General features: G+C 39.5%; 17 protein-coding genes and 2 pseudogenes. 10 read left to right on the top strand and 9 right to left on the bottom strand.

Annotation, left to right across the window (positions count from 1 at the left end; translation table 11 throughout):
• Nucleotides 1-75 precede the first annotated feature (75 nt).
• The 5 genes from ACFVS1_RS22845 to ACFVS1_RS22825 all read right to left on the bottom strand — a co-directional run bounded on the left by ACFVS1_RS22845 (nucleotide 76) and on the right by ACFVS1_RS22825 (nucleotide 5,940).
• Nucleotides 76-942, bottom strand: a complete 867-nt coding sequence (locus ACFVS1_RS22845; RefSeq protein ID WP_387511665.1) for a sugar phosphate isomerase/epimerase family protein — start codon at nucleotides 940-942, stop codon at nucleotides 76-78.
• Between the two features lie 28 nt (nucleotides 943-970).
• Entirely contained in the window at nucleotides 971-2,011 is a 1,041-nt protein-coding gene (locus ACFVS1_RS22840) for a substrate-binding domain-containing protein (RefSeq protein ID WP_387550814.1), read from the bottom strand.
• 88 nt (nucleotides 2,012-2,099) lie between these two features.
• Nucleotides 2,100-2,966: an ABC transporter permease gene (locus tag ACFVS1_RS22835; RefSeq protein WP_387550811.1), complete on the bottom strand. Its 867-nt coding sequence runs from the start codon at nucleotides 2,964-2,966 to the stop codon at nucleotides 2,100-2,102.
• Between the two features lie 161 nt (nucleotides 2,967-3,127).
• Nucleotides 3,128-4,624: a sugar ABC transporter ATP-binding protein gene (locus ACFVS1_RS22830; RefSeq protein ID WP_387550808.1), complete on the bottom strand. Its 1,497-nt coding sequence runs from the start codon at nucleotides 4,622-4,624 to the stop codon at nucleotides 3,128-3,130.
• A gap of 101 nt (nucleotides 4,625-4,725) precedes the next feature.
• The gene (locus ACFVS1_RS22825) at nucleotides 4,726-5,940 is read right to left on the bottom strand and encodes an ROK family transcriptional regulator (protein WP_387550806.1); all 1,215 of its coding nucleotides are present in this window, start codon (nucleotides 5,938-5,940) and stop codon (nucleotides 4,726-4,728) included.
• A 380-nt stretch (nucleotides 5,941-6,320) separates the two neighbouring features.
• Between ACFVS1_RS22825 and ACFVS1_RS22820 the strand changes: the two are divergent.
• Nucleotides 6,321-6,449, top strand: a pseudogene (locus tag ACFVS1_RS22820) (transposase); the annotation flags it as partial.
• A gap of 9 nt (nucleotides 6,450-6,458) precedes the next feature.
• Nucleotides 6,459-7,057, top strand: a pseudogene (locus tag ACFVS1_RS22815) (IS6 family transposase); the annotation flags it as partial.
• Between the two features lie 678 nt (nucleotides 7,058-7,735).
• Here ACFVS1_RS22815 and ACFVS1_RS22810 read toward each other — a convergent pair.
• From ACFVS1_RS22810 to ACFVS1_RS22795, 4 genes are all read right to left on the bottom strand, one after another.
• Nucleotides 7,736-8,419, bottom strand: coding sequence for a MerR family transcriptional regulator (locus ACFVS1_RS22810; protein ID WP_387550803.1), 684 nt, complete (start codon nucleotides 8,417-8,419; stop codon nucleotides 7,736-7,738).
• A 1,292-nt stretch (nucleotides 8,420-9,711) separates the two neighbouring features.
• Entirely contained in the window at nucleotides 9,712-10,131 is a 420-nt protein-coding gene (locus ACFVS1_RS22805) for a hypothetical protein (protein WP_387550800.1), read from the bottom strand.
• A 9-nt stretch (nucleotides 10,132-10,140) separates the two neighbouring features.
• On the bottom strand, nucleotides 10,141-11,283 hold the full coding sequence (locus ACFVS1_RS22800) for an Alp7A family actin-like protein (RefSeq protein WP_387550797.1): 1,143 nt from the start codon (nucleotides 11,281-11,283) through the stop codon (nucleotides 10,141-10,143).
• Between the two features lie 162 nt (nucleotides 11,284-11,445).
• On the bottom strand, nucleotides 11,446-13,302 hold the full coding sequence (locus tag ACFVS1_RS22795) for a helix-turn-helix domain-containing protein (protein ID WP_252270627.1): 1,857 nt from the start codon (nucleotides 13,300-13,302) through the stop codon (nucleotides 11,446-11,448).
• A 1,058-nt stretch (nucleotides 13,303-14,360) separates the two neighbouring features.
• On the opposite strand from ACFVS1_RS22795, the gene ACFVS1_RS22790 reads away from it, so the two are divergent.
• The 8 genes from ACFVS1_RS22790 (at nucleotide 14,361) to ACFVS1_RS22755 (ending at nucleotide 24,415) form a co-directional block, all read left to right on the top strand.
• Nucleotides 14,361-15,911, top strand: coding sequence for a primase C-terminal domain-containing protein (locus tag ACFVS1_RS22790; protein ID WP_387550793.1), 1,551 nt, complete (start codon nucleotides 14,361-14,363; stop codon nucleotides 15,909-15,911).
• Nucleotides 15,912-17,087: 1,176 nt separating this feature from the next.
• On the top strand, nucleotides 17,088-17,882 hold the full coding sequence (locus tag ACFVS1_RS22785) for a hypothetical protein (RefSeq protein ID WP_387550790.1): 795 nt from the start codon (nucleotides 17,088-17,090) through the stop codon (nucleotides 17,880-17,882).
• Entirely contained in the window at nucleotides 17,851-19,833 is a 1,983-nt protein-coding gene (locus tag ACFVS1_RS22780; protein ID WP_387551088.1) for a type IV secretion system DNA-binding domain-containing protein, read from the top strand. Before ACFVS1_RS22785 ends, ACFVS1_RS22780 begins: the two co-directional genes overlap by 32 nt.
• A complete protein-coding gene (locus ACFVS1_RS22775) occupies nucleotides 19,820-20,899 on the top strand; it encodes a conjugal transfer protein (RefSeq protein ID WP_387550788.1) in 1,080 nt (359 codons plus the stop codon). Before ACFVS1_RS22780 ends, ACFVS1_RS22775 begins: the two co-directional genes overlap by 14 nt.
• Before the next feature lie 5 nt (nucleotides 20,900-20,904).
• Nucleotides 20,905-21,135: a TcpD family membrane protein gene (locus tag ACFVS1_RS22770; protein WP_016236199.1), complete on the top strand. Its 231-nt coding sequence runs from the start codon at nucleotides 20,905-20,907 to the stop codon at nucleotides 21,133-21,135.
• A complete protein-coding gene (locus ACFVS1_RS22765; RefSeq protein ID WP_048883074.1) occupies nucleotides 21,132-21,521 on the top strand; it encodes a TcpE family conjugal transfer membrane protein in 390 nt (129 codons plus the stop codon). The genes ACFVS1_RS22770 and ACFVS1_RS22765 overlap by 4 nt, the downstream gene beginning before the upstream one ends.
• Before the next feature lie 12 nt (nucleotides 21,522-21,533).
• Entirely contained in the window at nucleotides 21,534-23,984 is a 2,451-nt protein-coding gene (locus tag ACFVS1_RS22760) for an ATP-binding protein (protein WP_387550784.1), read from the top strand.
• Entirely contained in the window at nucleotides 23,981-24,415 is a 435-nt protein-coding gene (locus ACFVS1_RS22755) for a hypothetical protein (RefSeq protein ID WP_387550781.1), read from the top strand. The genes ACFVS1_RS22760 and ACFVS1_RS22755 overlap by 4 nt, the downstream gene beginning before the upstream one ends.
• The last annotated feature ends 5 nt before the right edge of the window (nucleotides 24,416-24,420 follow it).

Here is a 24,420-nt window from a genome sequence, read left to right as displayed (position 1 = left end):
AAATCATTGATCATCTGTTTAACTTACGGAAGAGTAGCTAGAACACGACTTGATTACCTAGTGCTCCAGCCTTTCTTATTTAGACTTGATCAATAAACTTTTATTTGCCTCATCGACCAATGGCTTGAGGTACTCAAACGCTTGACGTGCCACATAGTCTGGCTCAATATCACGGCGATCAAAACCAAGTTCCATAGCCAGGTATCCGTCATAATTGATGTCCTTCAGTGCAGAGATAAGAGAGACGAAATCTCCTCTTCCTTGCCCAGGAGCTAATCGATCATTGTCAGATATATGCATGTGGTGAAGATTCTCTCCCATGCTGTACACGTAATCGGTTGAAACTTCTTTACGGTGAAGAGCATGGAATGTATCAAACATAAGTTTTACATTCGGTTTGTTTACCTCTTCCATCAACTCAATAGCATCATCGCAACGATCTACTAGATTGCTATCAAATGGAGTTGGTTCTATAACCATCGTTACATCATAATCCAATGCAGTTTTTGAAATCTCGCTCAGAGCTTCTCGGCTCCACTCCCATGCTTGTTTTCGGCTAGTACCGAAAACCTGCCAACCAGGAATATAAAGTACGGTTTTACCTCCCCAATAGGCACATAACTCGATAACTTGTTTATAATGCTCAATAGTATGTCGTCTCTCCTCAGGGATAGGAGAAGCTACGTTATGGCCAGGCCCTCCGCTTAGAGCTGGAAGCATGCTTGATACCTCTAACCCATAATGTTCTAATATTTTTTTCATGTTCATTCGTCTTTCTGTAGACAAAGTAGGTGGATAAGCATGTGGACTGGCCGCTCCAATCTCAATTCCGTCATAACCGATAGCGGCAATCCTCTTAATTACTTCCTCAAGCGGATAAGCGGGTAACCATACTGGAAAACTTGCGTAAGGCCAAGTGTTAAATGATAGTTTCATTGTCATAATAAACTTCCTCCTTTTATTTGCTAGTTTAATAGGTAGTGCCTTTATATTTTTCCACGTTCTCTTTTGTTACAACAGGTGAGTCTAATTTAATCTTCTCTGGTAGTTCCTCTCCGGCTAACGCTTTTGCGGCTGCAATAATGCTCATAGGAGTAATGACCGGATAAACAGTAGTAGAATCTATGACACCATTTGTAATCTGATCAAATGCCGCCTGTTGTCCATCTATGCTGATCACTTTAATTTCATCTTCTCTGCCTGCTGCCTTTATTGCCTGTATAGCACCAAGAGTCATAATATCCGCATGTGTAAATACTGCATCAATCTTCCCTTTAGGGTATCGCTGCAATAGATCTTCCATCACCTTCAGTCCCTGCGCCTGATCATAGTTAGCACTTTGACTCGCAATCACTTTAATTCCAGGAGCCTCTTTAAGCGCTTCCATAAATCCTTTATGTCTATCAATTGTTGGCGAAGCTGAAGGGCTTCCTTGCAATTCAACTACATTTCCTTTCCCATTTAAGCGGGACACTAGGTCCTTACCCGCATTCATTCCCAAATCTAAATCATTTGCCTTTATTGTCGTAAGAACTGGGGCGTTGACTGTACGGTCAATGGCAATTACTTTTACTCCCGCAGCAGTTGCTCGTTTGACCGCAGGGGCTAAAGCATCTTTCTCTACGGCGTTTATAATCAAAACTTTAATTCCTTTAGAGATAAAATCATCCACAAGTTTAGTTTGGGCAACTGGATCATTTTGGCCATCGCCTACTAATAATTCCATATTAGGGAAATATTTTTTGGCGGCTTCTTCAGATTGGGTTTTAATAGCTACACCATAAGGAAATGTAGTGGACGCTATGGCCATTCCTACCTTTCCTTTAATAGATTCCCGTGAAGCCTTTAGCTCCAATACACTTTCACACTCGGAATTGCAGTAAAGACCGTAATCAATTGGCCCTTTAGTCGAAACCTTTACAACCTCTTTAGAAGAGTTATTACTGCAAGCCACTGTAACAAGCATGAGCATTGAAAAACCTATTATTGACACCTTTCTCCTAAACTTCATTAACGTTCCCCCCTTTTCATTACTGATTAGATCCGCTATAAACGTGTTATTAAGACACCAGTCCTCCCTCAAATTTGTTTTTAAAACATCAAAGTCCTGTCCATTGCTGTTTAATAAGCTGCTTTAGCGCAGGAGTCGTAAATAAAACTGCGGCCACGATTATTAGTCCCTTCGCTACCTGTTGATTGTATGGAGATACTCCCAATAAATTCAAGAGATTTGCAACCATGGCCAGCAATAGTGCCCCAAGTACTGTTCCTCCAACTCCTCCCTTGCCACCCATTAAACTGGTTCCGCCAATAACAACCGCTGCAATACTATCTAGCATGATTGCACTGTCTGCAGTCGGATGCCCAACAAAAAGCCTTGATGTATTTATTAATCCTCCAACAGCAGCACATAAACCGCTGATGGCATAAACCATTAGTAAGATACGAGTAGTTTTGACTCCAGACAGACGTGCGGCATCTAAACTTCCTCCAACTCCATATATAAACCTACCAAAAGATAAGTATCGTAACACCATCCAGGCAACAAGAGCACTCAATATGAACAAAATCACTGGGCCTGGTATTAACCCGATTCCACCATTACCTAACATATCTACAATCTTGCTGTTTGTCGTAAAAGTCTGGGGTGCACCATTCGATAGAAGTAAAGCGACACCATTACCTACGGCCATTGTAGCAAGAGTCATAATAAAGGGTTGAATTCCAAAGAAAGTGGTACCAATTCCATTGATTATTCCAATTACAATACCTACTAACATGACGATTAAGAGTGCTAGTGGAACCGCAACACCTTGGTTTATCATCAATGCGAAAGATACCCCGGAAACTGCAACGATAGCCCCTACCGAAAGATCGATTCCCCCGGTTAAAATAACAAATGTCATCCCTATAGCAACGACTCCAACGATGGATGCCTGACGAGCAACATTGATTATATTTTGCAAATTGAAAAATTCCGGTGTTAACAGTGCTGTAAATATAAGGAGAGCGATAAAAAGAAGAAGGGTCACTCCATATTGCTTAAATAACTGCCTAAAGACATTATTGTTGTCGGTTTTCAAAGTTTGAACAACAGATTCTGTGGGATTTATAGTAGTTTCATTTTTCACTTATTCGTCCCTCCTACGGCATATTTCATGATTTCTTCCTCAGTGGCTGACTCGTGATCCATCTCACCAGAAATTTGACCTTTATACATAACTAGAACGCGGTGACTATTTTCAAGAATTTCAGGTAATTCTGAGGATATTAAAATGACAGACATTCCCTGCTCACAGAGTTCCCTAACCACGGTATAAATTTGGGCTTTGGCTCCAACATCAACACCCCTAGTCGGCTCATCCAGAAGGAGAATATCAATACCTGACTCCAACCATTTAGCGAGGACGATCTTCTGTTGATTCCCCCCTGATAAACTTCCGACTAATATCCCCAAATGGGCTAACTTTATTTTTAATAACTCTACATGTTTCTTTGCTATGATTTGTTCCTTTTTGTTTTTAATTACTTTCATCTTAGTACTCGCCATAAAGATATTTTGTAAGCATGAAAGATTTTTAAACAACCCCTGTCCTCCTCGATCTTCGGGGACCAAACCTATTCCAATGTTAATTGCCTGTCTAGGGGAGTTAATTTTAACTTGACGACCATTAACAGTCACTTTGCCAGAATCTATGGGATCAGCCCCAAATATTGCTCTTACCAACTCAGTCCTACCGGCTCCTCTTAGACCGGCTATACCCAACACTTCTCCCTTATTGAGGGAGAAATTGATGTCATGAAGGACTCCTTTACGTGATAGGCCTTCAACCTGCAGTACAACTTGCCCTTTTTCATAATTAATCTTATTGCGAGGAGCAGTGCTTATATGACGTCCGACCATCATCCCTACTAATTCGTCAGGATTCGTCTCTTCAATGCGGCCGTCACCAATCTGTTGTCCGTCTTTTAAAACCAAGTACCGATCTGCTAAACCGAAGATTTCATTTAATCTATGAGAAATGAAGATGACCGCTATACCTCGTTTCTGCAACTCTTTCACAATAGTAATTAGCCGATCCACATCATCTCCGCCTAAAACTGCTGTCGGTTCATCCAAAATCATAAGGCGTGCGTTACTGTAAAGTGCTTTGGCAATTTCTAGCATCTGTTTTTGTGCGATGCTAAGGGTGGATACAGGATTTTTTACTGGAAGTTGTACCCCGAATTCATCAAGGAATCTCTCGGCTTCTTTATGTAATTCCCTCCAATTAATACGTCCTTTAGTTTTATGAAAATTATTAAAAAAGAGGTTTTCAGTTACTGAAAGATCGGGAAATAAATTAAACTCCTGGTAAACGGTTACAATTTCACTTTTTTCTGCATCAAGAGGAGTATGAAACTCCACTTGATTGCCGTTGATTAAAATATTTCCTGCATTTGCCTTTATTGCACCGGAAAGAATTTTAATTAATGTGGATTTTCCGGCTCCATTTTCTCCTACAAGCGCTAATATTTCACCAGAATTAATCTTTAAGTTGATGTTATTGAGCACTGTAATTCCAGAATAGCTTTTTGATATATTTCGCATCTCAAGAAGGGGAAGATTTGCTTTAACCTCCATAAAAGACAGCCTCCTGTTCTTTAGATTAATCCATTCAACACTCATGCAATCGTTTACAAATATTTTAAATTAGATATCTTTATATATTTCTCCTAAAATATTTAAAAAGAAAAGATACCCTCTTTGGTTTTCTTAAGTGAATCCTCGATTATTTTATCCACTGTTAAAACCGCAGCGCCTATTATTCCACCTTTTTCACCCAATAATGACGGCTGTATTATTAGATTACGTGTAGACAATGGCAATGAACGGTGATAGATAGCTTGCCTTATAGATGCCAAAAGTACATCACCAACCTCAGACACTCTACCCCCTATACAAACTAGAGAAGGATTAAAGAAATTAATGAGACCAGCTATTACATTTCCAATTTGAAAACCACATTCCCGGATTAGTTCAACAGCACTTGGATCTGATTCTCGTACTGCACGATTAAAATCCTCCAGGCTTAACTCCCCTTTGGTCGCCATTATTTTTGCAAGTATCTCACTTTGGCCATTCCTAGCAATTTCCTCTGCTCTTCGTACAATCGCTCTACCGCCAGCAATTGTTTCTAAGCAACCCCGATTCCCGCAATAACAAAGCAAATCCTGCCCAATGTTTATGTGACCAACATCACCTGCACACTCAGTAGATCCGCGATAAATCTGACCATTGCATATAATTCCTGCACCGATTCCATTCCCAATTTTCAGAAAAATCAGATTATCAGTTCCGGAAACTCCCTCAACAGTACGCTCCCCGAGTGCCCTCGTATAGACATTATTGTCAACATAGCATGCACAATCAAAGTGTTGGGACAAGAACTGAAGAATCGGGTAGCGATCCCAACCTGGCATGATAGGAAGTGATGCAGGCAAACCAGTGCTATATTCAACCGGTCCCGGTACTCCCATACCAATTCCTTTGATTCTGGAAATCTCTATGTTACTTTCGTCAAGTAAGGAATAGATCATTTCTCTAATATGTTCAAGAACTGCTGCAGGTCCTGCTGCTACGTCTATATCACTAGCTTTTGATGATACGACACTACAGTTCAAATCTGTTATTCCGACCTGAACATGAGTTGACTCCAAATCAATTCCAATTATGTATCCAGCTTCATGGTTGAACGCTAAGAGTCTTGGTCTTCTTCCGCCAGTAGAATTTCCCATCTCTTCTTCGATTATCAGGTTACTCCTAACTAGTGTTTCAACATGTTCTGTTACCGTCGCTAAACTAAAACCTGTTGCCCGCACTATTTCAGCTTTAGAATTTGGCTTTTTGCTCTTCCAAATTGCCTGTAAAACTTTCCTCGTTCCCGGCGGCATATTCATCCTAACCCTCACCCCTTCCGTAACATGTTAAAGATAAAACCACATCCTTTTGATTATTTTACAAATTTTAAATGTTCACTTTTTTAAATCAATATAAAAAAGTATAAGAATTAATTAAAAATGTATATTGAATATTCAAAAAACTATTTCGTGTTCTTAATTTATTATAGTAACTTTTTACGGTCAATATAAAAAAGTATAAGAATTAATTAAAAATGAGTATAAGAACTTTTGATAAAGCTTATATAAAGGCTAAGTAAGTTAAACCATAATATATCTACAAAACTTGGAGTTCGTATAGTTTGATGGACACATTTTAGTTAAGTCCTTACAATGATTTTTGAGAGGATGTGTCCGTTTTGGAACGTAAGAATACAGGTATAAAATATAATAATGAATTCAAGAAGACTATTGTAGATCTTTATCACTCGGGTAATCGGGTCAAAGAATTAAGCGGCGATTATGGCGTATCAGAAGTTACTATTTATAAATGGGTTAAAGAGCTTTCGTAATCTTGTGAAATGATGGAGGAATGAGGATTATCGATGGCTCACACGACTATTATGCGTTGGATTCATCAGTATATTCCTGGATTAGACAAGAAACTTCGTCGTCATAAAACGTACAAATGATTCATGGAGAGTGGACGAAACGTATATCAAAATAAAAGGTAAATGGCTGTATCTGTATCGTGCAGTAGATTCCGAAGGAAACACCATTGACTATTACCTAAGCAAAATGAGAGACCACAAGGCTGCAAAGTACTTCTTCAAGAAAGCTTTGCGGTCTTTTCATGTTTCTAAGCCTCGTGTCATAACTGTAGATAAAAATCCAGCGTATCTTGTATCCGTTCAACAGCTAAAAGACGGGCAAAAGATGCTGAAGGCATCCAAATGAGACAAGTGAAATATCTCAATAATATCGTAGAACAAGATCATCGTTTCATTAAGAAAAGAATACGCTCCATGCTGGGATTCAAAACGTATGAAACTGCTACTTCAATAATACGTGGCATTGAAGCCATGCATATGATGAAAAAAGGGCAAGTTCACCAAGGGGTGAACTTGCCCAAATTCGAAAAGAATTCATTGATAAACTGTTTGGCATCGCATCATAATCCGTAAGTTAGCAGGAAATTTATGTCCTATGTTTTTTTGAAATCATCTTTGCACCAGAATCATATTTTCCACTCTATCCAGATAGAGTTTTTTAGGATGATGATATTTTTTGATGTCCTCTAAAAGAGAAATGTGATCTTCATCTTTTATTATTGAAGGTAAATCTTTCTGCAGAATAATTAATTAATTCCTCTATCCTTAACAAAACAGAGTTAAGTAATTAATTTCTTGCAAAACGTCCTCTTATCTTCATTGTCCAACTACTGAATGTGTATCTATTAGTGCAAACAAATAATCTTTTACTATATCGCGGATTATATTAGGTAAACGTCTTATATACTCACTATTTATATCAAAAAGATAGAAATTACTTAAATTTCTCGTTATTCTCCAACAAGAACTATAGTCTATCCTCGAGTTAGTGGATAGGTAACAGTAGCACTTCTATAATTCATATTGAAAGCCCTTAGCAAACCGTATGGCTAGATTTGGTGGGTAACAAACGCAAAAGACTGGGATAACCCTTTAAGTGTAAATGGTAATAAAAAAAGACCTTATTAAGGTCTTAATGATTGTGATTGATTCAAGGGTATTCCAATTTCATCCATACATGAAAAAACGGGATTGAACTCTTAACGTAAATGTACGGTTATTTATAGAATATGTCCATCCATTAATTACTTATCAAGTTCCATTTCTTTTTTCAACCGTTCCACAAAACGGTCATTGATATAAGTACGGATAAACTGATCCTTTTTCTCCAAATCGATGTCTTTTCTAAAAAAACCCACCCTCTTAAGGCGTTGATCCTCAGGCAAGTTGGACCATGCCTGGTTCGCCTCCTCTTCCAGTGAACTTTCAATCTTTCTCTGGATTACCATCGCTTGAAAGCTTTGGTTCTTCCTTTCTTCTATAGATGGTGGTTTGGGCAAGCCGTTTAGTAACTGTTCATATTGGCTTTTCAACTCTTCGACTTTTGCGGTAGCCATTTCTTCAAAGGTTTTCTTTACTTCATCTGTTATCTGTTTTTTCAAAGTCTCCATATTGTCTACATATGGTGCAGGTTTCTCTTTTTTTACAGGGAATGGTCTTAACTCAAAAAAGTTTGAGAGATCATTTGAAATCGCTGATAAGGCCCACTTCTCTTCCCTTCTCTTCTTTATAAACATTGCGATCTTTAAATCTAATTCATCGTACACCTTTTCATTGGTTTCTAGAGTACGATTTATATAATGGAGGCGTTCTTTCTCTAACCGTTTAAACCATCCGTCCACTGTATTAATATGTATATTTTGATTGTTCAGATGATTTTTTAACGTTTCTACAAAATCGCTAATTTTCCAAAAGGTTTCTTCTGACATTGTTGAACCCCCTAAATTTATAATGTTGTCTTAAAAGTCTCTAATTAATGAACCATATGTAGAACACAAAGCACAAATGGTCTACATATATGAAGGTTTTACCAGTAGTAATAGAAAGAATAATAAGATGCTCTGTTTATGTAGAGTATTTATAGATTATAGCGTATATATGCTCTATATCCTTTTTCAAATTAAGTAACAAAATGACCGTTGATCGTAGAGTCGAAAACTCTTACCTGAAAATTGGTTTTTAGTATTGAAATGTAGCTTTTGGATTATAGTCTATATGTAGAATACAAAACACAAATGGTCTACATTAGTAACTGTTACAATTAAAGTAGCAGTTAAGTAATAGAATGGAAAAGGGTAATATAATTATCTATCTGTAGTTCCAGATTGATGTAGGCTATATATGGTGATACTTAATAGACATTTATGAATTATAGAGTATATGCCCTCTAAGTTCCTTTTCTTAGGTAAGAAACAGAGGATATATGGTGTAGATATGGCCTCTTTGTTATGGCCTATATGTAGAATACAAAGCACAAATGGTCTACATCAAAAACTGTTATGCTTGCAGTAATTGTTAAATGGCCAAAAGAAAATGATTAAAAAACGATCTAGTTATGGATCCGAGTTTATGTAGGCTATATATAGTAATAGTTTATAGACCATTTATATAATATAGAGCATATGTGCTCTATAAGTTCCTTTTCTTAGGATAGGTAAGATACATTGGTTTGAAACTTGAAAACTACCTATCTAGATTTAGCCTTTAAATTATAGCCTATATGTGGAACACAAGATACAAATGGACCACAAAAATCACCATCTTTAGCTTAAATCCTGTTAAATTTATAGACTATATATAGCTTACAGAACACAAATGGTCTATAAGAATAATAATATTATACAAGACCAGTAACGAATAACAAAATAAAAAGGAATTATTAGTTGGCCAACTTTGATTTATTATATTTATTCTTTTTTAAGAGAAAGTTATAGCCAGTTATGGAGCAGGGGTAGATTGATCTTTGAAATCACCATCTTTAGCTTAAATCCTGTTAAATTTATAGACTATATATTCCTTATAGAACACAAATGGTCTTTAAAGAGTTTCGTTTGCTGCAACTTTGGGGGAGGGGCAACAATCTAATCATGTGAGTCACACAATAATTGGAGAATACAAGTTGTTTGTGCTCTATATGTATTTGACATTCAATAAGCAATGTCCTTTCTCTGGTTTTGACTGATTTTGTCTATATCAGGAAAAACCCCATCAAAGGATGGGGTTAGTCGTCATCGTCAAAATCTAAGAATGTTTTTTGTGCGAATTTTTGAATCGCTGCATTTGCTTTAAATGCGGTTTTTTCTTCTTGCTTATTTTCTAGAGGCTGATTAAATTCAAAGGCTTTAGTAGGCTTGGTCACTACCTGATAAAGAAGTTGACCAATCAATGCTTTTGTATTAGGGTGGTTCATCCATTCCTTTTGTTCAGCTGTCAAACCTTCGGGCAAGCTAATGGTGATTTGATCGCTATCTGTATTCCCCAAGGCTTTTTGGGAAACAGCCTTAACAAAGATCGGAGCTATTTCACTACTGAATTTCCTGCCTAATTCCTTTTTCCTGCTTATTAAATACTCACTGACATGTAAAGGGGTATCAGAGGGTAAGCGAAAAGAGATGGTTTTTCCAGGCTCAAACTGTTCCATGGATTTATATCACTCTTTTGTAGCTGCCACGTTTTGTGTAGATATCCCTTTACTTTGTAAATACATAAGCAAAATTTTAAAATAGGCTCGTGTAATCATCCATACGCTGTCATCTTCGGAAACGAAACGGAGAGGGTAGTTTTTGTCGGCTTGATTCAGAGCATTCAAGTAAGGTTTTAAAACCAAGGATCCGCCCCCAATTTGATAGGCCAGTCTTATGTCCGGAACATTCCGCCACATATCTTTAATTAATTTATATTCTTCTTTTGCCAAAACGGATAATTCTTCATCTATGATATCCTTGATGGAGACCCTATTCCCATTAACCCAGATATGATATTGTTCATCAGGCTGTTCATTTGTGATGATTTCTACGAGTGTACGTCTACTTTTAATGGTGTATTTATATTTGGAATAGACTTTCTTGATTATGTTATCCAAATAGGTGGATACACCTCTTTTTATTCCATTGCTGTATTCATTATCCACTTCAGCTTCATCGGTGATGATCGCTGAGTCCGTTGATAAGCCCCCAATATCGTTGATGAGTATTGTTTTTCCTATGAGTTCCTCGTTTTTGGTAGAACCGTCATCATTTGTAGTTAAATCCACAAACGCTGCGAAACCTTCCGTATTCACAAGGATTTGTTCGAATTTAATTCGAACAATTTTACCTTCTAGGGAAGGCGTTTTTAAGAATTTCACTTCATGTTGGGAGTTTTTCAGCTTTTTTCGGAAGTCTTTAGCTTTTCCCTGTTTAGTTTCATCCAGAGGCAATCCTGTTGATAAATAATAAATGGCCTCAATCACACCATCTTCTTCGGGAAATTGTTCCACCGCATCATAAGCAAGGGTTGTCAAAAGCATGATAACAGGCTGGTCACTCTCGGATTTATCTTGATCTGGCGTTAATTCGTCATTATTTGGATACTTGGATGCTAATTTTCCGACTGCAAAACATCCGTTTTTATTTTTTAAGGCGGATGAAGTAATCTCCACATGTAATCCATTCAATATGTTTTTTTCCATCTCCACAATTTCCCGATCTTGCACTTCTGCTATAACGTTCGGTATGTATACACGATTTTCAATACTTCCCAAGAATCCTTTCACCGCATCATTACCAACATCAACTGATACAAATCTAGCCATTTTTAATAGATTCCTCCTTGGTTTCATTTATTTTCATTGAAATATAATCTAATTGTATGCTTTTTGTATGCAACTGTCAAACTTGAATGCAAATTGCATGCATTCGAGAATTACCCTGTCCGAATGTAGGGAGAAAACAAAAAGACAAAACTCTAACGATAATCAATTAGAGTTTTGTCTTTTGGATTTTTCTTTTATCCAATTGAGCATTTTTTCATCGTTTTTGTTGTTTTGACGCTTATTTTCCTTCCTTAGGTATCGCGAAAGGGTAGAGTGGGAAATGCCGATTTCTTCAGCGGTCTGTCGGATACTCATATTTTGGGAGTCCATCATCTCTCTCATCGTCTCAGGAGAAAGCGCCAATTCCTTTTCCGGTCCAAAATGAAATGCCTGCTGCTCTGTTTTCGGAAGACTACTGGTGATCTCGGATGTCACTTTGGATGGAATCTCAATGGAGTCTTCTATTTCAAGTGTAGAAGCCAACTCATTTAGTGAAAAGTCCTGGGAGAAAAAAAGGTCTTCTGAAATCGAATTTTCGTGACTTATCTGATTCATCCGTTCAATAATTTCCTCATTCACCAAGCGGTTTGAATCTATCATCATTTTTTTCTGGTTCTCTTTAACGACAATGTCTGTTGGTAGAATAAGCACATTCAACTTGGTCCAATAGCCTTGGAACCATCCTTTTTTTCCAACTTGTTCCTCATCGATCTCCTCGGTATAGCTCCATCTGCTGATCACGCTGTCCTTTTGCAATTCATCCAAAACGTTTTCAAACTTATCCCTTTTTTGGACCCCGTTATATCGACTGGATATGTCCATTGTTTTCAACAGGGTAGAGACCTTAAACGGTTGATGCAAGGACCTTCTAATGGTCCTGATTTTCCACTGTAGATTCAGGTAGCGGGTCAATCGCTTGTGTTCACGCTGTGTGTAGTGGCTATACTGAAACACTTTTAAATCCAACAAGCCCAGTGTGCGATTTGGTCCATCTAAGTAAGGGGTAAGAACAGGGGACGGCTTTACCTGTACGGCATATATCCCTTTCGCTTCCCCGGTCTTTTTATCATAAGCAACACGGATTTTTCCGATTTCGAACATTCTCTGGAAATCCTTGAATTCATAAAGTTCATTGTCCTGGATATCCTGGGTGTTGATCACTTTTACCTGTTGATTGCCCAGAGAGATCCAAATGCTTGATAGTGCAGCAACCCGTTTCATGATATTGAAGCGATCTTCCTCACGGAAGTCCAGTTCCCGTCCTTGTGCTGTCCGTTTCTTCAGGTTCCTAAGCTGTAAGGCATCATTGCTATGAAATTCAATATACCCGTCAACGGACTTGGGCGAGACCATCCATAAATATGTAATTAAGTCAAAGAGGTCGGCGGTCATTTCATCCAATGAATTTATAGTAGATTCTATCAGTTCAAGCCACATTTCCTGTTGATCGGAGGCTAGCTCTGCTTTCTGTGATTCTGGGGGCCTTATTTCAGCTAATCCTCTAACGTGTCCACGATTGTCTATAATCTCGGTTGCCAAGAGACCAGCCTCTCCTTTTTTAAAGTCCTTTTTCTTTGTTACGATGTCTCTCATTAAATGATAATCAATATCCATGCTTGAATAGATATAGTGGCGGCTCAATGCCTCGCTTATTTTCTCTTCGTTCGCACTGCGTTTTATCTCATCCATCGGGAATTCGTGTATGAAATGGCCGGCCAATATGACCTTGATTGTATCCTGGTAACTGTCCACTGCCTTTTTTATCATTTCTTTTGTTATAAGTTTTTCGAAGTATAACGTTTGAGTGAACAAGGAAAATAAGGCCCGAAAGCTTGGTCCCATGGAAAAGCCCGGAACCTGATTTTTTACCTCTTCCTCCGTCATACGATAGGCTTCCTGTTTCCATTTATCCAAAATATAAGGACGATCTTCAAACAAAATCTTGGTTTCTTCGAAAATAGAAATTTTCAGGAATTCATAGTTCAAAATCATACGATCATGTATTTCTTGATACCTCAACTACAACCCATCCTCTCTATTGCAGGGAATCCTTGGGTGGAAAGATTAGAACCTTTTCATCTAAAATGCACCACTTTTCTATCATTATAACAAGAGTGGACCACATTTCGAAGAGTAAATGCACCATTTACTACACAGGTTTCGAAATACTGGTGCATATGCACCTGTTCCAGTCTAATTCCTAACACACCTCTATTAATAAGGAATTCCTACTAGCTGTACGCTGTAAAGAAAAAGGGGGAATAGTCAACCTCTTCACTATTAGCACTATTTGATTTTTCAAATGAACTCCAGTTTTCAAAGAAATGCACCATTATTCTAGCTGTGAGCGGAACTTGTGTACCATTTTATAGATGAAATGCACCACAAATATCCTATATGTGGAACATTTTTTATGGATCATGGATTCTTAGAAAAATTCCAATTTGAAATCCTTTTAGGGGAATTGAGTAAAATGTGCACCAATTCACTGCATTCGAGCGGAACCTGTGTACTATCTTATGGAAAAAATGCACCAAACTTATATTTTTGGAGACGAAGTGAGCGGAACCTGTGTAGGAGGGGCAAACGTTGGCGAAACAACCATTCAGCACCGATTTATCTTTCTCAACCATAAAATTGCACTCACCTTTTGATGGAAAATTGAAAAGTTGAGCGGAATCTGTATACCAAAAGTGCACCACAAGCCCAAAAAGTTGAGCGGAACCTGTTTGGTATCATTTTTAACTCAACGTTAACAAAGCTTCATATGACAGGTTTTTTCAGGAATCCATTCAATTTCACACATGTGCACAAATGGTCCATTATTGGCCTTTTTGGTGCAAAAAGCGAGCGGAACCTGCATAATAAAAAAAAATGATATTTTTTTCAACCCCTTGGGGCTCTAAGCCTCAAGGGGCTTTTTATTTTTGGTGCATTTCCCTTAGAGAGCACCCTTTTTCAAAAGTCGAGTTCGATATACTTTATTCAACAAAAAGTTCCATGTAAGAAGTGGAAATCGGTCCAATTTTTTTAACTTTAGCAGTATGTAATCAAGTATTAGAAGGAAGGTGTGAATCATGGGAACTCCATTGGCAGAAAATCATAAAAGAGGCCTTCATTCTATCGTTGAAATCATGCAATTTATGACCCATGATGGCTTGCTTCTATACAAAAAAAAGGGGACACGCCAGCCTATAAAAAGAGTGGTGGCATACGAGAAGGCCATGAGCGAAACCAAGAATCGTAAAGGCGTGGTCTTTGTATCGCCGTCCAAGGAAGAACTCGTGAAGGGAAAGGGCTTCGTCGTGACCTCTTACGAAACGCTTCAGGAAAAGTATCAAAACCTCTCACACTGGACACCCAATACCTACCGAGGTGGTACATACTATGATTTCAAAAACCGCATCATCAAGGGGCATCAGCGTGAAAATCTTAAACAAATCCATGTAATAGGACTTGATATAGATTCGAAGGAAGTGGATCTGTACGCCCTTTATCTGGGATGTGAGGAACTGGGATTGCCAAGGCCAAATCTCCTGCTGGAAACGCCAAGGGGATTCCAGGTCTTCTTTGTCCTGGAAACTCCCTTCCATATAAACAAAAAAAACGATTACAAGGCTTTAAGAGTGGCCGAGCGTCTGTCAGAAAATATTCGAAAAGCGCTTAAGAAATATGTACCGGTCGATACCGGATGTATCCCTTTCGGCTTCTACCGTATCCCAAGAGAAGACAATGTACTGGATTTCTATGATCAGCCTGCCAATACAAGCCTGTTGCTTACCTGGTCCAAACAGTATGAAGAGCAGGAGAATAGGAACTTCCTGCGTGTGGTCTACAACAAGAAAGCATCAGCAATCGATCAAACATCTTCGGACTGGTATCGTGCGCTTATTAGGGCTACACACATCGAGAAGGGGCATTACGGCTCCAGCCGCAATAATGCGCTCATGACACTTGCACTTGCCAATTATGCGAGTGAACGGCCAATCGAGGAAGCCTATGATGAACTGGATCAATTCAACAGCAACCTGGAACACCCCCTTAAGAAAAGAGAATTCGAACGAATCCTGAAGAGTGCCTATTCAGGAAAATATAAAGGGGTAAAACGTACATATGTGGAAGGCTTACTCGAGCTTTGGACAGATGGACAAGCTAAATTCAAGGGAAGGGAAGGCTGGTATAAATTCAAAAAGCCTCGGGAAGAACGAGTGCGATCCCATTATAAGGAGTGGGAAGAGGACATCATTGCCTACCTGGATACCCATACAAGCCCTGAAAAACCGTTTTTGGAGGCTTCTTTGAAAAACCTTGCAGAAACCTTTGGGATTCCCCTATCCACGCTAAAAGAGGTCTGCAAGCACTCTAGTAAACTGAAAAAGTTTACTATTGGCCGAGGACGCGGGGCAGTCACCAAACTAGCAAGCCGTTCCATGCTATTCCAAAACTTGTTGCTATTACGTAGGGATCGCATTCGCCAATCCCAGCTGACGTTTGCGGAATTGCTGCCCCATCCGAATCAATTTACTGCAACCCTTCCAATACCCACATTGGAGGCCGAATTGTTTAGCCATGAAGTGGACATAATATATAATTCCGGAGCTTCCCCGCCGGATAAGATGACCTCTTGAAAATAATAGGCCAGTCTGCCAATACATATCTATAGTATCCTGCTTGTGGGGTCTATAACAATCACTGTTCCTCCTTATTCTTAGTGTTTTTCGAGGGGATAGGGTGTGAAAGTTGATGATCATTCTTGTTTTATTAGGGAATGTAATGGTGTTTGAATGGGTAATCAAAGCATTATGGGGGGAGAGTAGTAGACGTCTACTACACCGTTGGTTATTATTTTCATGCGTTATTTTATACATATAAGTGATTTAATTATCGGTTTATTTGAGACTTCATCTGTTAATCTTAGATCTCCAGTAATATTTAGTTGTTTTGGTTAAGAAATTGAAACTAGGCATCGTAAGTCCTTATTCTGTTTGATGAGCAGGTGAGTTTAGTATTAGATTTTAATTCCATATAGGCGATAATACACAAGTTATTTCCCAATAATATGGTAATTTTTAATCAATTATCTTTACAAACATTGCCAAACAAATGTACGTCTAGTAGACTGAAAATAAGTAAAAAAATAGCAAATAATAAAGATTCATATACGTAAATGGAGGGGAAATGAATCTCTTTGTTATTTGCGGTCTAAAATGACGACCACCCCAATCACACAAGGGCTGAACCCCTCCTGTTTATTCTCGTTTCCCGCAGAAGACCTCGCCTATACTACGTAAACATAGCCGAGGTCTTCTGCTACTCAAATAAAGGCGGAGGTATTCAAAGTGTGATTGGGGTGGTCAGGTTAGATTTTAGATAATAGGGAGGAGTGATAGTGAGGTAGTTGAAGAGATAAGAATTAAGTTCAAGTAATTTAGTTCAAGGTCAAATATCAAGTTCAAGAATAAAAAAGTTCAAGATCTATTTCAAGGTCAAGGGAATAAGAAAGTGGAGGAATGGTAGGAATGGGAGATTAATGTAGAGGGTTTAACAAGGGCAATAGTATTGTAAAGGATTGTATAAACATACATTTTTAATCCATTTTTATTGTGGTTGTTGACTAAATAAGAGCTTAACTGTTTTATGGGTTTTTCTTAGATGTAGTTTTTTGGCTGGGTTTGAAAATACTTCAATCATTTATTTTATTAGTTGTGGTTTTACTTGCGGTTTTATTTATGAAAATAATAACTATTTTGGTAAACTTTAAGAAGGAGAGTGGTTCCTATATTTTCTAGAAGAGGATGATATTTTTGGTATTGCTAAAGTACACGTCGTTGAAAGAGAAAGATTTGGAGTATTTATCGTTTATTTTGAGGAATGGTATGGTGACGGCCAAACAAATCATGTTGAAATTCAGGGAGCCTAACATTCACCGTGTTTATCGCAGGCTACGAAAATTAGAAGGCCAAAAGTTTGTCAAGCATGAACGCATTGCACATAAAGTAGGGGTTTATCTTGGAACGATTGAGGCCAGGAAATTAACGAATGTCCATGTAACCGTTCCAAATAAGGCAACGATCTATACCATGCAGCATGATCTTCTTATTACCGACTTGATCCTTTTTTACGAACTACAATCGGAAAAGCAGGCCGTTGACTTTAAATATCGGACAGAGAGGGAAATTCGTTTTTCCATGATAGGAGAAGGAGATAATCGAAGTAAATTGAAGGCCTACAATGATAATCGGGACCGAATTCCGGATGCCGTTTTCTTTTTTAAAGGAACGGATGGGAACGTTACGACCACTTGGGTTGAGCTGGAATTGAACAAGAAAGATCGTAAGCGCTATGATTACAAGTTTAAGATGTTTGATGACATGCTTTCCGGTGGACGACAGGACCATCTGCTTTACTCCTATGATCAGGTGATCTATTTTGCGAATGACGTAAAAATTCACAATGTGATCAATCAGGCTAAACAGCGGCTGATTAATGCCAGCAAGATTACTGTGCGTAATGTACCTTCTATCATTTTGGAAGAACGTTGGGAAGAGGTGTTGCCGGTTGGAACCGATGGAAAGCCAGGGAGAGCCGAAGCAGACTGAAACCGATCGGATCGTTGGCGATCTAGTGGTTTACGGATTAATCGGCATAATTGGAGTCTTGTTTTTTCTTCCGGCCATGCTTGGAATGCTGATTTTTGCGATTCTTACCCTCTTTAAGCGGGATTGGATCTCCTACGTTATCCTTGCAGCCGGGGTCATCCTTTTGTTTTGGCCATTTCAAACAGGGCAACTCCTCAGTTATTTTGGATTGATTTCAGACATGAATATTCCTTATATGTCAGATGTTTTGGAAAGATTCCTCAATCAGGGGGATGCCATTGCCGTGACTAGTACTTCCTATCTTGTTTTACTCGGGTTAGCCTTTCTCTTCTCATTTGTATTTTTTATCTTCGCCAAATACTTTTGGAAAAAGCGGGTGACCACCAAATCTGGTGAGGTGAAGAAGCAAAAGGAAGAGCAGAAATATAAGGCTTTCCGCAAAAAACGAGTGAAGTTCTTGAATAAGAAGCAGAAACAGTACCGACACAAACCGTCCAAAGAAGTGTTTGTCGGATACTCCGATTTTAAAGAGCGTGTAACGCTTCATTCAAAAGAACTCAATTATCACATGCTAGCAACAGGAGGAACCGGTACTGGAAAGACTACGTTGATTGCCTCCCTAATGGAAGCGGCTTTGCAACAGGAAAAACCGGTTATTTTCATGGATGGGAAGGGCGAAAGAAAGTCGATGCTTGAATTTAAGGCCTTGTGCGAAGCCTATGGCAGGAAGGTGTATCTATTTTCCGAAATGGACGATCTCACGTACAATCCGATCAAGAATGGTACCCCAACCGAAACACGGGATAAGCTCATGTCACTTTTTAGCTTTTCAAATGAAGGGGATGGGGCTTACTATACCGATATTGCTTCCCGTTATTTGCAATTGGTGGTCAAATTAATTGATGAGGCAGGGGTTCCAAGAGACATCAAGACGATTGTGAGATTAACCAATTATAAAAACGTGAGCGAATTTTTCAGGGAACATAGCAGCCAAGTAGAAATCGAAGAAGAGTTCGAGGTGGAAGTGGAGGAAGAAGTCATCGAAAGGCAGTCTCCATCTACAACGGATGACGATTTAAGTGGTTTTATAGCCAATGCAGAACCAAAGAAGGAAACAGTCAAAAAAATGGTTGTAGAAAAGAAGAAACGATATGTTACAAAGCTTGAAGAGGGCATGCAGCGTATAAAAAAGGTATTAGATGACGAATTTCCGGAAGAAATTGTGGAGGGATGCCTGACACGATTGAAAATGCAGTTGGGTGAGCTCCTTGAATCAGATCTTGGTCATTTATTTGTGGAAAGGGAGAACGGCATTGATCTTCAAAAAATTACGGATCATAACGACGTCGTCATTTTCAGCATTTCCGGAAGCCGATATGCCGAATACATTAAAAAGATTGGAAAAATGATCATTTTGGACGTAAATAGTTTGGTCGCGTATAGACAAGCCCAAGGGCGTAAATCGATTTTTGGTGTGTATGATGAGTTTTCTGCCTATGGTGATCGCAGGATCGTTGATATCGTCAATAAATCACGTTCTGCTGGCTTTGAATGCATTATCTCCACCCAAACGTTGTCTGATATTGACGCCATTGACCCGATCATGACAGAGCAAATCATTTCTAACTGCAATATTATTGCAACAGGCCGTGTCAATTCTTCCAAAGACGCCGAACGGATCGCCCAAGTTTTTGGTACGTATTCCGACCAGGAAATCACGCAGCAAATTGAAAAGAAATATCCCCATCTCCGGTATGAAGCAACCATGGGAACGGTTCGGGATGTAGAACGGTTCAAGGCGAATCCGAGCGAAATCAAGAATTTGCAAATCGGTGAAATTTTCATCAATCGTAAAATGGTGGAAGAAGATATGGGTGATACCTATTTCCGACGAGTCTATGTTCGAAACGCACTAGAATTAGGGGGGATTCCACCAAATGAAGTTTCTTGACACGCTCAAGCATGGGGTGAAGAACAATGCAGACCGAGGGCGCAAGAAAGTGATGAAAGATGAAAGACGACTCAAGTCGTCGCGATTTAATGGACGAATGGCCTTTAGCTTTTTATTTTGGGTTGTACTTCTAGGGATAATCTTTTTGACCTTCCTATCATGGTCTCGAACAGGTTTCCTGAACGAGAAGGTGAATGGATACCAAGATAAGGCTGCGGCGCAGATCGCGAACCTGAATGAAGTGGGTTTCGCCAATTCACCAGCTGGTGAAGATTATTCCAGACAGTTTATTGATACTTATATCAACGTACCCGATGACGAAAAGCAGCGAGAAGAACGATCCAAGGTACTCCAAAGCTTTCTTGCAGAAGGGTTAGAAGTTGGACAGTTGGAAAACCTTTCAGAGTTTAAAGGGAAACGAGTTTTGAAGAGTGCTAGTTTATATGATGTGAAAGATGTTTCGGAAGCAGCTGCCAGTTATGTGTATCGTATAGAATATGAACTTTTCAAGAGCGTCGAGAAAAAAGAACAGGTGGAAGTGAAGAAGAAAAACAATAAGGGCAAAGTAGAGGTCGTGAAAGAAGAAAAGACCACTAGGAAAGATGAATCGCTAGGAAAGAAACTGCAAATGATTGTCGTTCGGCTTGGGACAGACGGGAATTCCTTTAACGTAATGGAACAACCATACTATCAAGCTCTTCCGAATGAAACTCGATTGACGGCCATTGCCGATAAAACCGACCAGGCTGACAAGAATACTGAGATAGAGAGTGAACTTCAGCAGTTCGCGACACAATTTTTCACTTCTTATACGACGAATTCTACTGATGAAATGTCGTATCTCATGGAAACCCCCGAATCTCTTAGAGACCTATACGAGTATAAGGGCCTGGAAGGCTTTGTGGTCTATGACGGGGAGAAAAAAGGGCAATACATCGTGAAGACGCTGGTCCTCTTACAAGAGGCGAATACGGGGCTACAATCGAAACACCCGTTTACCCTTGTTGTGAGCAAGCAAAATAATAAATTTTATGTTCATGAATTAAGACACACTAAAGGAGGATGATTTTCATGCCAGATATTACAGGTCTTACAGATTACGTGTCGTCCCAGGTCGCGGCGGTCTTGTTCATCGTTATGGTTGTCATGATTGTTCGAGCTTTCATATCCCAACGTTGGGGCATGTTCTTCTCTAGTTTTATCTTTGCAGTCGTGTGCTATGTGATTGTCTCCAATCCGGGTGAATTCGAAAGCATGGCCAATGCCATTTGGAATCAAGTGAAAAGTGGAGGGCTTTCATGAGGTCAGCTGCTTATAGCTACCGGAAATTCTTTAAATACCCCTTGAAAATTTGGAAAATTGGAAAAAACGAAAAATCCCTCGTCTTTTCCAAAGGGATTGAGATTAGGCAAATCATGGTGGCCCTCGTGCTTTTCAGTGTCTTCTTTCTTTTCAGAGGGAGCATCAACCGAGTCCTTCCAACGACGTTGCAGCTGGCTTTTTATGCCGTGTTGCCTTGGATGATCGCAGGCGCGATCTGTAGAAGCAAATTGGATGGTAAACGACTGGATCGTTTCTTTATTGGGTACTTCCGATATTTGTATACGAAACGATTTAGTTACAGCAGCCATAAACCCGTTTACCAACCACAGATGAAGAAAGCACAGTCATACGAGCGATTCCAATAAGGGGGTGATCCCGTGATCCAATTTCCGATTCATTCTTATAAAGACAATGTGATCTATACGCATGATATGGAGGCTTGGTCTTATTATCGGGTACATGAGAATACAGTAGGCGTGAATGAGCAGGAAGCGGAAAATAATCTGGTGAACCGACTTCAAAGGCTCGCTTGGCAAATGGCTGCCTTTGAGGAAATTGACTATAAAATCGTGCCGATACCTGTGGATATTGATAAGCGTATGGAAAGCCTGCAACAACAATATGAAGGGAAATATGCGGAAACAGGAAAATACTATGCGGAACGGGCAAAAGAAATCTTGCGTGAAGAAGCTAGAAATGTCGTGGAATACAAATTTTTCGTAGGCGTGAAGCTAAAGAAAAGGGAGCTGGATGAAAGTATCATCCGCACGTTTACTTCATCCTTTAAGAGCATGAACCGTTATTTGCAAAAGCTTGCCGGTTTTGGCGGGAATGAGGTGGACGACCTTACAGCCAGTATGTTCGAGGAATCCGAGGAAGATGCCTTTACGACCTTGAATCATTATCTAGGGGCCTTCAGGGTGAAAGAGAAGGAATTACGTTATATCATCCGTCATCAGTTCGTAAGGGGCCAGAAACAGCCTGACGGTGACGGAAGTGTCTACAGCCTGACGGAAGGCATTCTCGATCCAGGGAAAGCCGGATATCTCCATATCATTCAACTGGATGATGATTCATGGTGTGCTTTCCTTCCTGTTTCAGAATTTCCTGTTGATCTAAGCCATAAGGAGTGGGCTTACTTTTTTCAGTCCTATCATTTCCCAGTAGAAGTCAATATGAGGACCATTTACAAAAGGAAAAAAGAGGATGAGAACCAAACCAATACCATAAAAAAGAGATTTCGCGATCAGGACGCTCAATTGATCGAAGCGAATGAGGATGATGACAGTTTAATCAATACGGGACGTGAGCTCCTGCATGAACTGGAAAATGAAATTAAAAACCAAGGAAAACCACTTCTTAGAACGCACATCCACTTTGTTGTATATGGTCCAACAAAAGAAGAAGTCCGAAAACGAGCCAGAAGGCTCAAATCAGATTTTAAGGATCAGCAAATTGAACTTGTGCAGCCACTTGCCGACCAACTCCTTTTATTCCATCAATCGTTACCAGCAGCCAAGATTATAGCAGGGGATTGGGAGCAAATCCTTACGCCTGAATCCTTTGCCGAGTCCCTTTTCTCCCTTACACGAAAAATCGGAAATACCGTGGGATTCTATCTCGGTAAGAATTTATCGCATGATGGGGAAAGCATGGAAAGCTCACCCTCTCTCGTCTTTTACCATCCGTTCCTAGCCCACTTGGGCTTAAAGGGATCCAAATATTCCTCCCCGCATGTGACCATCTCGGGACCGACAGGGATGGGGAAATCATATCTACTAAAAGATATTTTATTAAATGCCGTCTTTTTTGGAGCAAAAGTCCTGATGACGGACCCGAAGGACGAGGTGGAAAAGAAATTCAAGCAAGCCCTTACGCCTGAAATGAAGCGTACCGCCCCCTTCTTTCAAGAATTAATTGAGAGTTTCAACTATATCACTCTATCAAGCGAGAAGAAGGATGCTGGAAAGCTTGATCCACTTACTTTCCTTGAAGGGGAGGAGGCGCAGGATGCAGCCGTTAGCGTGCTTGAATACTTATCGGAGCTTCAATCGAATGAAAGGAATGTAAAAACGGCCATTTATAAAGGGGTTCGTCATGTCCTTCAACAGGAAGAGAAGCCTGGCCTTCTGAAAGTCGTACGTTATTTGCAGGCAGCCGGTGATCAAGACATTAAAAATGTGGGAGATCTACTTTATGAGATTGGAACAAACGGGGTTGCAAAACTAATGTTTTCTGAAGGTGAAGTTGTCGGAATCAGCCTTGATGAACAAGTGAATATCCTGCAGATTCAAAACTTAAATCTTCCGGACGAAGGCGAAAGGGCGGCCACGAGGGATGAACACATTGCCGTTGCCCTCATGCAGCCACTGGCCAAGTTCGCAACGAAATTCGCGCGCGATGATTCGGTCGTCAAGATGACGGTGTTTGAGGAAGCATGGATGCTCATGAATACGGGTGCAGGGGATCGCCTAATCAATGAATTACTTCGTACAGGACGTTCCTTACGTTCTGCCGTTTATATCGTCACACAGTCCACGTATGAATACAATAAGCCGCAAATCAAAGAAAATATAGGCACGAAGTTTGCTTTTAAAGCGAAAACAACCGAGGAAGCTGGAAACATCATTGAATTCCTTGGGATGGAAGATAACAAGGCCAACCGGGATATGCTGAAGAACCTTTCGGAAGGTCAATGCATTATTGAGGATATGTACGGGCGAACGGCCAAGATTCAGACGGATGTCTTGTTTGATGAGTGGATCAGCGCCTTCAATACAAAAGAAAGTGATCGTGGTAGAGCAGAGACCGAGGAGGCGTTCATGTGAAAAGAATATTCATCTCTTTTATTGCTTTGATGGCACTTTTAACCGGTTGTAATCAAAGCGCATCAACTTCTGAAGATATTTCGAAACTAGCTTACGAATGGGAAAAGGCTTATTTCGATACTGACTATGAAAGAGAACAGGAACTCCTTTACGAGGAAGGTTCTTTCGAAGTTCATAAATCTAGAGATAAAAAGGATTCCGGATTAAAGTATGGAAATATCCGGTATGAAATTTATTATGACGAAAGTTTAGAGCAATATTATGTTTTTACCGATTTTAAAAGTCCTACTGGAGCAAATGCAGTTAAAGACGAATTGTTGATTAGAAAAAAAGATGATGAATGGAAAATTGATAAAAGCAATAGTTTGGATATCGTCCGTGAAGATATATCAGAGAAGTTTGACCGGGAAGCCTGCATTAACTGCAAATAAGGAGG

The organism is Peribacillus sp. NPDC058075 (genome assembly GCF_042885195.1).
GTDB lineage: Bacteria > Bacillota > Bacilli > Bacillales > DSM-1321 > Peribacillus.
The sequence above is the reverse complement of the archived record's forward strand: the minus strand, read 5'-3'. Positions and strand labels throughout refer to the sequence as shown.